Here is a 12,824-nt window from a genome sequence, read left to right on the forward strand (position 1 = left end):
ACTTTTGTCCTTATCAAAATGACATACAATAAATGAAGCCAAGTTTAGCAAAAGGAACAAGAGATTTTACAGCACAGGAAGTTTCCAGAAGAAAATATATTATTAATATTCTACAGAATAATTTCGAATTATTCGGATTTCAACCTTTGGAAACACCAAGCTTTGAAAATCTTTCTACCTTAACAGGAAAGTACGGAGAAGAGGGAGATCGATTGATTTTTAAAATTCTTAATTCAAGCATTAATGAAGCAAAAGATGATAAAAAAGATCAGATGCTTCATGACTTTCAGAGAGCATTGGAGAAACCTTTCAGCTCAGAAAGTTTAACCGATAAAGCTCTTCGTTATGATCTTACTGTACCTTTTGCAAGATTTGTAGCAATGAATCATGGAAAATTAACGTTTCCATTCAAGCGTTTCCAGATTCAGCCGGTATGGAGAGCAGACAGACCTCAAAAGGGAAGATACAGAGAATTTTACCAGTGTGACGCAGATGTAGTAGGAAGTGAAAGCTTATTACAAGAGGTAGATTTAGTTCAGTTATATTTGAAATCGTTTGCTGATCTGAAAGTACCTGTGACAATTCACATGAACAACAGAAAGATTCTTTCCGGATTAGCTGAATATGCAGGAATTACTGATAAACTGATCGATTTTACAGTGGCTTTAGATAAGCTGGATAAAATCGGAAAAAATGGAGTGGTTAAAGAATTATTAGAAAGAGAAATCTCTCAGGAATCTATTGATAAATTAGACTTTTTGTTCAGTCAATCTGACGATGCGTTGGAAAACCTTCTTCAGTTAAAAGAAAAATTCGTAGGGAACGAAATTGGATTGAAAGGAGTAGAGGAATTAGAATTTGTTCTTACACAATCTCTGAACCTTGGTGTTGATATGCAGAATCTTGTATTCAACATTACATTAGCAAGAGGCCTTGATTATTATACCGGAGCTATTTTCGAAGTGAAAGCAGATGAAGTAGCAATGGGCTCTATCGGTGGTGGTGGTAGATATGATAACCTTACAGAAGTATTTGGCGTTAAAAATATCCCTGGAATAGGTATTTCATTTGGATTAGACAGAATTTATCTGGTAATGGAAGAACTAAACCTTTTCCCTGAAGAAGCTTCTTCTAAAATAGAATATCTGTTTGCCAATTTTGGAGGTGAAGAAACTACAGAAGCTCTAAAATTAATCATGCAATTAAGATCAAAAGGGATTTCAGCAGAACTATATCCTGAAAGCGCAAAAATCAATAAACAGTTTACTTATGCTGAGAAAAAAGGAATTAAAAACCTTGTTTTCTTAGGGGAAGAAGAGCTAAAAAATGGCACAGTAACCTTTAAAGATCTTGCAGCTGGAGAACAGAAAACGGTTTCTTTAGATGAGTTTTTAGGATCTTAAATAAGAAAATGAGTGATTCAATACTATAGAATCTCAAATATAATATCAACCACAAAAGTCATTTTGTGGTTGATTTGTTTAATTAATCATAAGTTTTGAATACTTTGCCCGCCAGAATCAGTTTAGAATTTGTAATTTGGGTCAATTAATTAAACAAAGTAGATCAATTTTCTATTTTTTATAAAACTTTTAAACATAAAAACCAAATGAATATAATTTGTGCATTGTGCGGAACTCCGTTGACATCTATGGATATGCTTGTTGGGAAAAATAAACTTGCAGATGGCGGTTATTTGTGTGCCGGATGTTTTAACAAGGCAATTACGATCAATAGAGATCTTATCAATAATCTAGACCAGTTTTATTTTGCTGAAATCACAGGAATGTTCCTTAAAAGTAAAATTGATGCAAGCCAAAGCCCGGGAAGTTCTCTATCCTCAGGAGCGGGTAGCTATGAATATGATGCTCCCACCAGATTAGATGAAATAAAAGACCAGATTGTAGCTCTAAAAGCCCGGTTGAGCGTTTTAGCCAATGAAGAAGTAAATGAATTGGATAAAGTTTTAGATCCGAATGAACGATTGATTGCGATTGCAGAATGTATCAATCTTCATAATAACAGAGAAGGAATTATTTTTTCAACCCAATGGAGAGTGATCTTCATGGACAAAAAATTTCTAGGTGGAGTCGTGAAAAATGAATATACCCATAAAGACATTACCTCTCTGGAGCAGGTTGAAAATCTTTTATATTCGGTTTTAAGAGTTAATACAAAAGGAGGTACTGTTGAGTTTAAACTGCATAATAAAAGTGATGGAAGGTCATTTTGTGATACTGTAAACGGGGAGCTCAGAGAACCAGGAAAAACATCCTATCAGCAGCCTGTACAGCAGTCACAATCATTTTTCCAGAATGTTCAAAATCCGGTACCCCAAAGTTCATCCAATACTACAAATGTCTCGAAAGGATCTTCGGAAGATATTTTTGAGCAATTGGAAAAGCTAGGGAAACTAAGACAGATGGGGGTTCTAAATGAAGAAGAATTTGCAGAGCAGAAGAAAAAACTGTTGGATAAATTATAAAAAGTAAAAAATGAGTAATAATTGTTCGTTGTGCAATACGGAACTAACATCTATGGATAAGCTTCTGGGAGAGAATAATCTTTCAGATGGCGGGGTGTTATGCAATAAATGTTTAGATAAAATAAGTTACATCAATCAGGAAGTATTGTATAATCTGAATCAGTTCAGTATTGATGATATTCACCGAATTATTCAAAATAAAAATACAGAACAGGATGCACCTGCTGTAATGCAAGATCATCTTCCTATGACAATAGATGAAGAACCACAAAATATTTCTAAAGACGTATACAAGAGGAGAAAACAGAAAATAAAAACAGAGCTTGAAAAGCTGAATGCCAACCTTTCTGTATTTACTAAAGGTGAGATCAAAGAGCTTCCTTATCTGATTTCCGAAGATGAGAAAATTTTGGGTATTACAGATGCTCAGTTTGTCAATACTTTAGCTGCCGGGATACTGGTGGCTACCTCCAAAAGAATGATTTCTGTTTCAAAAGCAATGTTTGGAGCAGCTATAATTAATGATTATCTTAATGAAACGATTAGGTCTGTAAGTTTTGTACCTAATCCGAGATCTCCCATTATTAAACTTCACCTTAATGAAAGAGTGGTAGAATTTGAATGTTTTATGGATAAAGAAGATGCAGAAAAGTTCTATGATATTATAAGCCCCATTTATAACAATCCGGTAAACCAGCCTCAACAGGAAGTAAATCCTGTAAATAATAATACAGGCACAGCTGTAAATACAACACTATCCCTTGAAATTCTTGAACAGTTAGAAAAGCTTGGAAAATTAAGAGAAAATGGTATTCTTACCGATGCTGAATTTACAGAGCAAAAAAGAAAATTGTTAGGACAATTAAAATAAAAACTTCTAAAACCTGATCATGAAAGATAAAACAGAAATTGTAAAAAGCTGGCTGAAAGGATGGTGCTTATCAAGAGAAGTACCCTTTCCTGTTCAATATAAGTCTGGATTTCATGTATTCGTAGGAGATGAAAAACAAAAAGAACGGTATGTGTTTCCTGATCTTACTGAAGATTTTTTTCAGCTTGCCCAGTCTATTGATGAGCCCTGGGTCTACTTGAAAGTAAGTACTTCTCCTGATCAGTTTATAAAGAACGTTCCTGAAAAATGGGAACTTCAGACACAAGGATATTTGATGACCTGTTTTCATCCGATGATTTTTCCCGAAATCAGTTTGGCAGACGGATATCATTTGGAATTTTCAGAATACAATACAACATTTGTGGTCAGAATTGTAGCCGAAAATAGGGAACAGGCCTCTATAGGACGTGTTTCTTTGATAGATGATGTTGCTGTTTATGACAGGATTATTACCGAAGTAAATCATCAAAGGAAAGGCCTGGCCTCTTTTTTATTGAAAGAGCTTGAAAAAATAGCCCTATCGAAAGGGTTTTCTAATAATCTTTTGGTAGCAACAGAAGAAGGGAAGCTATTATATGAAAATTTAGGCTGGAAAGTGTATGCTTTGCATTCCTCTATTGTCATTTCATCTAAAGATTAATATTTTTATTGAATTAAAAGGAATAATAATTTAGACTTATCAACTAATACTATGGAATCAAGACTTGATGCAATAAAAGAAGAACTCAAAAAACTGGACATCAACCCTACTATTTTTGCCAGAAAAGAGATTCGTGCACTGCCTGATATTCTTTCAACAGAAGAGAGAATCGTTTACCTTGTTGAAGGCAGAAATAAAATAACACAACATCATATTATTTTAGTTGCCACAGACAGAAGACTGATCTTTGTAGATAAGGAATTTATGTACGGGTTAACGGTAGAAGATTACTCTTATACTAAAATAAGCTCTATACAATATGAGACTGCAGTAATGTTGGCTTCTATAGATATTCAGGTTTCAGATGATCTGGTTGAAATTGATGGCGTAGGAAAATATGATGCAAAGCTTTTTTGCGAAAAAGTAAGAGACTTCATGTCCCGTCCTAAAGAAAATTTCCATAAGCCGGAGCCTAGCGCTTTAGATCAATTGGAACAATTGGGAAGATTAAAAGAAAGCGGAATTTTGAGTGAAGAAGAATTCAATGAACAAAAGAAAAGCCTTTTAAATAAGCTATAAATTTAAAGTATTTCTAAAAAAACAAAAAGTCATCGCAAACTACTACGATGACTTTTTCTATATATGAATGTTAAAAAAACTACTGTCTATTTTTTAGTTTAAAGAATCTTCGGCTTTTGTTTTCACCTCGTCTACTTTATTCTGAACCTGGGAAGCAACATCATTGGCTTTAGTTTTAAGGTCATTTCCCCACTTGTTAAGATTATCTTTTGCTGTATTAAGTTTATCTTTTACGGCTTGTTGATCTTCAGGACTTGAATTTTTATATTTCCAATACGCTAAAGCACCTAGTCCTAGTAAAGCTAATAAACCTTTTGTTTTGTTTCCCATGATTTCTATTTTTTAAATGATATTAATATTAAAATTTGTTATTAATACATATGTAAAATACGTGCCAAAAAATTAAGCAGGATTATAAAAAAATGTTAAAATTAAGAGAAGATATCAAAATTTTCTCCATCAAAACTAGCAAAAACCATAGTAGGGTAAGAGTCTTGGTGATAGATATTTCCGTCTTTATCAATGGCAATAGCTCCTGCAAAGCCTTCAATTGCTTTAAGCTCGTCAAAAGTTTTACTGAAAGCTGTTTCAAGGCTCATTCCATCTGTAACACGAGTTACAATTTTTGCTGCAGTAGCATTGCTTACAATATCTTCTCCCACACCCGTACAACTTACTGCACAGAATGCATTGGCATAATTTCCTGCCACAGTGGCAGAATCTGAAATTCTTCCAGGGATCTCGAATCCTTTTCCGCCTGTAGAAGTAGCAACTGCTAGTTTTCCATTCTTATCAATAGCCACACAGCCTACCGTTCCTTTCCCTCCGTTATTGAGTTTAGCTTCATATTCTTTTCTTCTTTGAGAAATTTCTGTTGAGAAGTTTTCAAACCCATGTTCTGCAGCATATCTTTTTGCACCTTGCCCGCCTAAAACCCTGTCATCTTCTACAATCAGGTCCTTGGCAACAAAAATGGGATTTTTTACATCCTGAATATTGATCACACCACTTAATTTCTGGGTTTCACCATTCATAATCGCTGCACTCATACGAATGACCCCATCACTTTGAATCTGCGAACCTATTCCCGCGTTGTATAAAGGATCATCTTCCAGTAAAGAAACGGCATACGCTACCGAATCAAATGCAGAATGAGTCTGAAGGTATTGAAATGCTTTTTTGGCAATTTCTTTTAAAGAGTTCTGTTTCGCTGTTTTTACTTCATGGCTTTGGTCACTTTCCGAGAAAAAACCTCCGTGGATGATGATTTTCATATAACTGAGTATAAATGAGACTTGATGAATATTTTTACAAAGGTAATTTATAAATAAAAGATAAAAGATAAAAGATAAAAGATAAAAGATAAAAGATCTTGTTGCTAAACAACAATTGTTTATCAGATATTAGCATTAATAGGCGCAGGCTTTAGCCAAAAACTTATTTTTATCATCTTCTGATTTAGGTTAGGATTAAAAAAAAACGGAACCGAAGTCCCGTTTTTTTAATTGTATATGTTTATTTATCCTGCGGAATAGGATTAAATTGTGAGTTCTCAATCGTTAAAGTCTTAGTCGTAAGATCATAATGATCATTCATAGACATCACATGAACCGTTAAATTATCAATAGAAATAGGTTCTCCAAGATTGATATTGGTCAGATTGGTGTCCTTAATAAACCTTCCGTCTACCAGAATCACAAGTCCTGAACCTACAGCAGTCATCACATCATTATGAATGAAAAGCCCGGTATCTTCTCCAAGTCCGATGCCCAAAGTTCTTGGATTATTGACTACCGCCTGAAAAAGACGTCCGATTCTGCCTCGTTGTACAAAATGGGTATCAATGATCACATTATCAATTAAGCCTAAACCTTGTGTTGTTTTAATTTCTCCCTTTAACAGAGCTTCAGAACTGCTTCCCTGATAAATCATGTTTTCAGAGGCAGCTGCTGCTCCTGCAGAAGTCCCCGAATATATAAAATCCTGTTCCTGGTATTTTAATAGGATGGTATCGTGAAATCTTGTTCCGCCAAGAATAGAAGTAAGTCTCAACTGATCTCCGCCTGTAAACATCATGACGTCTGCAGCATTTGCTCTTGCTACCATGGCGTCAGAATTTGCCTCTTCACGATTATGAATATCCAGAATATTTACATTTTTAGCACCTAGGAATTCAAATGCCTTTTTATATTCAGCACCTACGATCTGAGGAATTTGAGAAGCTGTTGTTACCACTTCAATTACAGAATTTTCCTTATTTTTTGATTCGTTGATGATCTTTCGCAAAATTCCACGCTCAAAAAAGTTAAGGTTCTTTTCAATATTCTGATCGTAATCGGTTTCTGCAAAGCTTCCTTTATTTACGGCACCTCCGATAACAATTAATTTTCCTACAGGTTTACTCATGGTACAAAATTAAAAAATAATTAACATGTTTGGCGAAATTCGTGCCATTTTTAGTTGATTTTTAATGTTTTAGAAATATGAATGAAAATTAATTCTTTTTTGATAAATCTTCAAGTGTGGTATAGTTTCGTTTAGGGTTTTATACTATATTTGATTATAAAATAAGTTATTATTAACTGTTAAAATGCCAATAGACTATGAAAATCGAAAAGATTCAGGCACTACGCGGTCCTAATATCTGGAGTATTAGAAGAAAGAAGCTGATACAGATGAGGTTAGACCTTGAGGAAATGGAGAATTATCCTACCAATAAAATAGATGGATTCAGGGAAAGAATTGAAAAATTAATCCCATCACTGATTACCCACAGGTGTTCAGAAGGAGTGGAAGGTGGTTTTTTCCATAGAGTAGAAACAGGAACCTGGATGGGGCATGTCATTGAGCATATCGCCTTGGAAATACAAACCCTGGCGGGAATGGATGTTGGCTTCGGAAGAACCCGCGAAACAAAGACTCCGGGGGTGTATAATGTAGTATTTAACTATCTGGAAGAAAATGTAGGGATTTATGCAGCCGAAGAAGCGGTAAAGATTGCAGAAGCTTTAATTGAAGGGAAAGAATACAATCTGAATGCCTGCATTCAGAAGCTAAAAGAGATCAGAGAACGCGTCCGCCTCGGACCATCTACAGGAAGTATTGTAGAAGAAGCTGTTTCCAGAAAAATACCATGGATTCGATTAGGAACAAACTCTTTGGTACAGCTTGGATATGGAGTTAATCAACAGCGTTTCCAGGCTACCATTACAGGGAAAACAAGTTCTATTGCAGTAGATATTGCCTGCAATAAAGAATTAACCAAAAGAATGCTTCACGATGCAGCTATTCCGGTACCAATAGGAGATCTGGTAGTAGATGAAGAAGATTTGAATAATGTCATTAAAAAAATAGACTATCCTATTGTTTTAAAACCTTTGGATGGAAATCATGGCAAGGGTTCTTCCATCAACGTCAATGATTGGGAGGCTGCTAAAATAGGATTGGAACATGCTCAGAAATACTCCCGAAAAGTAATCGTTGAAAAATACATTACAGGTTACGATTTCAGAGTCCTGGTCATCGATAATAAAATGGTGGCCGCAGCAAGGAGAGTTCCTGCCCATATTGTTGGAGACGGTGAGTTAAGTATTCAGCAGCTTATTGATAAAGAAAATAAAGACCCGCGAAGAGGGTATGGCCATGAGAATGTTCTTACCGAAATTGAAGTGGATAAAGATACTATGGAATTGCTTGAGAAACTTCAGTATACATTAGAAACCATTCCACAAAAAGGGGAAGTGGTTTACTTGAAGTCAACAGCCAATCTTTCTACAGGAGGTACATCAATAGATGTTACCGATATGGTGCATCCGGAAAATATCACAATGGCAGAGAGAATTTCTAAAATCATTGGTTTGGATGTCTGTGGTATTGATATTATGGCAGAAAATCTTACCCAGCCTTTAAAAGAAAGTGGCGGGGCTATCATAGAAGTGAATGCTGCTCCAGGGTTTAGAATGCATCTTGCTCCAAGCGAAGGGTTACCAAGAAACGTTGCCGCTCCCGTTGTAGATATGCTGTATCCACAAGGGAAGCCTTTTACTATTCCAATTATTGCAGTGACGGGTACCAACGGAAAAACCACTACAACCAGATTAATTTCCCATATTGTAAAAAGCAACGGATTCAGAGTAGGATTTACTACTTCAGACGGAATTTATATTCAAAATACAATGCTTTCAAAAGGGGATACTACAGGACCATTGTCAGCAGAATTTATTTTAAAAGATCCTACTGTAGAATTTGCAGTTCTTGAAACGGCAAGAGGCGGTATTCTTCGTTCAGGGTTAGGGTTTTCACAATGTGACATCGGGGTTCTGACTAATATTGAAGAAGATCATTTGGGAATGAACGATATTCACAGCCTGAAAGATCTTACCAAAGTGAAGCGGGTTGTATTAGATAGTGTAAAGAAAACCGGCTGGAGCGTACTGAATGCAGACAATGAATACTCCATGAAAATCATTAGCAATCTTGATTGTAACGTCGCGATTTTCAGTATGGATGAGAATAATCCTCATATTGTAAAATTTGCCAAAGAAGGAAGAATTACCTGTGTTTATGAAGAAGGTTTTGTAACCATTAAGAAAGGAGACTGGAAGATCAGAATCGGTAAAGCAAAAGATTTCCCGATTACAATGGATGGAAAAGCCAGATTCATGATAGAAAATGTATTAGCGGCTAGTTTGGCAAGTTATCTTCATGGATTTGGGATTGAAGATATTTCCAATTCGTTAAGAACCTTTATTCCAAGTGCACAGCTTACTCCAGGAAGATTGAATGTTTTTAAATTTAAGAGCTTTAAAGTGCTGATCGATTTTGCCCACAATCCATCCGGATATGAAGCAATAGAAGATTATCTGAAAAATGTCGAGGCAACAAAGAAAATAGGAATTATTTCCGGTGTTGGAGACAGAAGAGATAATGACATCAGAGAATGCGGAAAGATTGCAGGAAGAATGTTTGATCATATCATCATCCGAAATGAAAAACATCTTCGTGGAAGAACGGAAGAGGAAATCAACGGATTGATTATTGAAGGAATGCAGTCTTCAGGAAAAGATGTCAGCTACGAGATTATTCCTAAAGAAATTGAAGCATTGAAGCATGCAATGGGAATGGCTGAAGACGGAACTTTTATTACGGCTTTAAGCGATGTCATTTCCAACGCTATTGATCTTGTTCAGGAATATCAGGCAAGAGAACTGCTGGAAGACGATAAGAATTTGTAGAAAAGAGATTTAACATAAAAAATGGCTGTGCTTTGTAGTACAGCCGTTTTTGTTAACCCTGAAATGGTTTTATTTTCTCGCAGATTTTGCAGGTGCTTTTATAGCTTATTAATCCACACAATCAGCGGGAATTAATTTTTTAATTTATATCTTCAGCAATATTTTTGCATGTTGAAGTACTGCATTATGATCTTCGGAAAATAGCAGGAAGTATTTAGTTTGCCAATCCTGTGTTTTTTGAGCTTGCTTACTTTCTGCTTTGTCCCAGGCCGGATAAACTCTTATCCCTCGTTTTCCTATCTTTTGTTCATCAGATAGAATTCCTTTTTCTAATAAAATATGTTTAGGAAAAATAAATATTCCTGAAAGATGATCTTTAAAAGAAGCTATGAGATAAAAATCAAAATCATCTGTAATATCGAAAGGAGAGGTTACTCTCTGTTCATTCCTTTTCCAGATTGTCACAAACTGTCCTGTTTTCGTAGGCGTTATTTTGGAGATCCGGAACTTTATTTTCAACGTATTTAAAGTAAAATTAAAACCTGAATATTCCCTGCATTCTAAATCTTCTTCAATATTTGAACAGCTTAACCCGAGCGGATGAAACAGCTGTTCTTCAATGGTTTCTAAATTCAAGAGTTCAATGTTTAAGGTTTAAAGTTTAAAGTTGGCTACCAAATACATAGTAGTTTGTCAGGATAACTAACTATTCAATGTATGTAGCTATATTCCCCTTCGCTGGAGGAGTGGTTAAAACTTCCACACATTTATCCTTCCCCAAAAAAAGCATTAGAACTTCCAATCCAAATGGCATCTTTTTTATTGAAGTCCACATTGACCATAGCTGCTTTTGTCATTCTTCCCAGGTTTTCTAATAGAATAGGACGTTCATCATTTTCTTTCCAGATGTATAATAGACGGATCTCCGCTTTTGAAAACTCCCCATTAATATCTTCAAAGAGAGGTTCATAAGTTACCTTTCTTTGTAAAATATAATTTTCTTTATCTTCAATAGCATCAGTAATTTCTTGGGTTGGATTAAGATTAACTCCGCTTCCTGCAAATGAAAATAATGGTTTTAATACAAAATTCTCAAGTTTTTCATTTTCAGGAAATTCATGTAAAAAATAACTTTTAGGGACGAATTGATGTTTTAATAATGGTAAAAGAAACTTAGAGATTTTAAAGAACCAGTTCGGATGAGTAATCCATTTTACATCCACATCCTCGCGGAAATCAAACTCAATTTTAAGATTAGGAATTCTGTCCAGTTCATCAAATATAACACGATTGTAGATTCTTTTGATTTCAACAAGCTTACCATCATTTTCATAATAAAGTTTTTTACCTTCCTTCTTTACCTTTGTAAGGCATACCGTTTTAATTCCCAATACCTTTTCGGTTAAAGCAAAATCTATAGCTGTTTTCTGTTTTTCAGGAAAAATTTCAAGAAGAATGACATTCTCCGGATTTTCATCACCTATAATGAGATCTTTTAAATACTGTCTAAAATTCTCCTGAGGCATGGGGTTGCGGATCTCTGAAAGGAAAGGATAAACTTCACAAAACGTATCTTCATAAATCTTTTGAAAGGCATACAATGAAGGGAAAGCCTGAAGCTCGATCAGCTGTGGCTCAATGTCTCCGTTTTCACCTTTACAGACCCCAAAATCGATAGTAAAAAAGTGGGGTTGGTTTGTATCATTGGGAACCCTGCAGTTTTCAGGAATGGCTTTTTGAAGAGTTTCCGCTGGTAGCGCTTTGATTTGGCTGATAATACTCTCGCTGGCATCCAATAATTTACCCTCAAATTCTTTGGTAAGGAAAATCGGACTTTCTGAAATTCTGAAACCTGGTTCTACCTGGCCTTTTTGGCGTAAAATTTCTTTCAGCTTTTTATATTTTTCATCTGAAAACTCCTGATTGAACTGTTTTCTGTATTTTGGGATCATATTTTTTCTTTTGTGATGGTAAAAAATCGAGCGTTTTTGCTCGATTATTATGGTTGTGAAGCTGGAAGAGGGAAGTACTTGAAGACTGGGCTTTAAATTAACGCTACTTACAGTTAATTAAAATCAAAAATTTACCAGAAGTTTAATCACTGTCAGTAACTTCCCGCCTCCTTCTTCCAACTTCCCAACTTTTTAAGCCAAAGACTCAGCTTCCTTCAAAATGTTTTTTTTTGCGAACTGAAGAAATCTCGGAAGAATCTGGTGTCTAGTCAGGATGATTTTATCTTCATCGTCTATTCTATCCATGGTTTCAAGATATTTTTCCATTCCGAAGTTTTCAATCATCGCTTCTCTGTTTTTATTGTCTTTAAGATTTTCTATTAAAGCTTCGGGACTTGCTTCCGGATGAAATTGGGTTCCAAATATTTCATTAGAAAAACGGACCGCCATTACAGCTCTTTCCAGGTTGATGTGTGGACGAAACTTTTCAATAGCCATAACCGTCATTCCAAGTTCTTCAAAGCGGTCATGATCCGGCTCAATGAACTGATATGCTCTGGAATCTACGGCATAGAAAGGATCCTGAAGATTCTTAAATAAAAACTCTTCTCTGCCTTCCTTTGTTTTATGAATAGGCATTACTCCAAAAGAATAGGATTTTCTTTTACAGATATTTCCTAATTTCCAGTGAATGCTTGCCCATTGAAAAGAATGACAAATAAGGAAAAGATACTTTTTATCTTCGTTGTATTTATTATGTTCAAAAACGGAATCTAAAAAATGAGCAAACCTGTTTTCCCACTCTAAACCTTCACGGTGTGGAGTACCTGGCCCGCCCGAAGAAATGAAAATATCAAAATCTCCGATCTCCGGCATTTCATCTTTAAATCTCACATCAAATGTTTTGATGATTACATTTTCTTCAGAGTTTTGCTGAAATGTTTCAGAAATTTCTTTAATGTTTCTAAAGCCTTGATTGACATGGTTGTTGTTCATGTCCAGCAGAGCAATTCGAATATCTTTCATTACATCATATTTTTTG

Annotated in this window: 12 protein-coding genes; 6 read left to right on the forward strand and 6 right to left on the reverse strand. The window is 35.3% G+C overall.

Going from position 1 to position 12,824, the window contains the following annotated elements; genetic code table 11:
* The first annotated feature begins 32 nt into the window (after positions 1-32).
* The 5 genes from hisS (at position 33) to AC3HD6_RS08935 (ending at position 4,596) form a co-directional block, all read left to right on the forward strand.
* Entirely contained in the window at positions 33-1,403 is a 1,371-nt protein-coding gene (gene hisS / locus AC3HD6_RS08915) for a histidine--tRNA ligase (RefSeq protein WP_488896020.1), read from the forward strand.
* Between the two features lie 206 nt (positions 1,404-1,609).
* Entirely contained in the window at positions 1,610-2,485 is an 876-nt protein-coding gene (locus tag AC3HD6_RS08920; RefSeq protein WP_488896021.1) for a PH domain-containing protein, read from the forward strand.
* Between the two features lie 10 nt (positions 2,486-2,495).
* On the forward strand, positions 2,496-3,356 hold the full coding sequence (locus tag AC3HD6_RS08925; RefSeq protein WP_488896022.1) for a PH domain-containing protein: 861 nt from the start codon (positions 2,496-2,498) through the stop codon (positions 3,354-3,356).
* 19 nt (positions 3,357-3,375) lie between these two features.
* Positions 3,376-4,017, forward strand: a complete 642-nt coding sequence (locus AC3HD6_RS08930; protein ID WP_488896023.1) for a GNAT family N-acetyltransferase — start codon at positions 3,376-3,378, stop codon at positions 4,015-4,017.
* Between the two features lie 51 nt (positions 4,018-4,068).
* Positions 4,069-4,596, forward strand: coding sequence for a PH domain-containing protein (locus AC3HD6_RS08935; protein WP_488896024.1), 528 nt, complete (start codon positions 4,069-4,071; stop codon positions 4,594-4,596).
* Between the two features lie 93 nt (positions 4,597-4,689).
* Here the strand turns inward: AC3HD6_RS08935 and AC3HD6_RS08940 are convergent, their stop codons facing one another.
* The 3 genes from AC3HD6_RS08940 to AC3HD6_RS08950 all read right to left on the reverse strand — a co-directional run bounded on the left by AC3HD6_RS08940 (position 4,690) and on the right by AC3HD6_RS08950 (position 7,002).
* Entirely contained in the window at positions 4,690-4,926 is a 237-nt protein-coding gene (locus AC3HD6_RS08940; protein WP_068943561.1) for a YtxH domain-containing protein, read from the reverse strand.
* A 101-nt stretch (positions 4,927-5,027) separates the two neighbouring features.
* Positions 5,028-5,870, reverse strand: coding sequence for an isoaspartyl peptidase/L-asparaginase (locus AC3HD6_RS08945; protein WP_488896025.1), 843 nt, complete (start codon positions 5,868-5,870; stop codon positions 5,028-5,030).
* Positions 5,871-6,111: 241 nt separating this feature from the next.
* A complete protein-coding gene (locus AC3HD6_RS08950; RefSeq protein ID WP_068943558.1) occupies positions 6,112-7,002 on the reverse strand; it encodes a cyanophycinase in 891 nt (296 codons plus the stop codon).
* Between the two features lie 197 nt (positions 7,003-7,199).
* Here AC3HD6_RS08950 and cphA point away from each other — a divergent pair, with 197 nt between their 5' ends.
* Positions 7,200-9,830 carry a cyanophycin synthetase gene (gene cphA / locus AC3HD6_RS08955; protein ID WP_488896026.1) on the forward strand — a complete coding sequence of 877 codons (2,631 nt, stop codon included), beginning with the start codon at positions 7,200-7,202 and terminating at the stop codon, positions 9,828-9,830.
* A gap of 144 nt (positions 9,831-9,974) precedes the next feature.
* Here cphA and AC3HD6_RS08960 read toward each other — a convergent pair whose 3' ends face one another.
* The 3 genes from AC3HD6_RS08960 to AC3HD6_RS08970 form a co-directional block, all read right to left on the reverse strand.
* Positions 9,975-10,466: a MepB family protein gene (locus AC3HD6_RS08960; protein WP_488896027.1), complete on the reverse strand. Its 492-nt coding sequence runs from the start codon at positions 10,464-10,466 to the stop codon at positions 9,975-9,977.
* Positions 10,467-10,597: 131 nt separating this feature from the next.
* Positions 10,598-11,782: a hypothetical protein gene (locus AC3HD6_RS08965; protein WP_488896028.1), complete on the reverse strand. Its 1,185-nt coding sequence runs from the start codon at positions 11,780-11,782 to the stop codon at positions 10,598-10,600.
* Positions 11,783-11,974: 192 nt separating this feature from the next.
* Positions 11,975-12,808: a type 1 glutamine amidotransferase gene (locus tag AC3HD6_RS08970; RefSeq protein WP_488896029.1), complete on the reverse strand. Its 834-nt coding sequence runs from the start codon at positions 12,806-12,808 to the stop codon at positions 11,975-11,977.
* Positions 12,809-12,824 lie beyond the last annotated feature (16 nt).

The organism is Chryseobacterium sp. II3a (genome assembly GCF_057815135.1).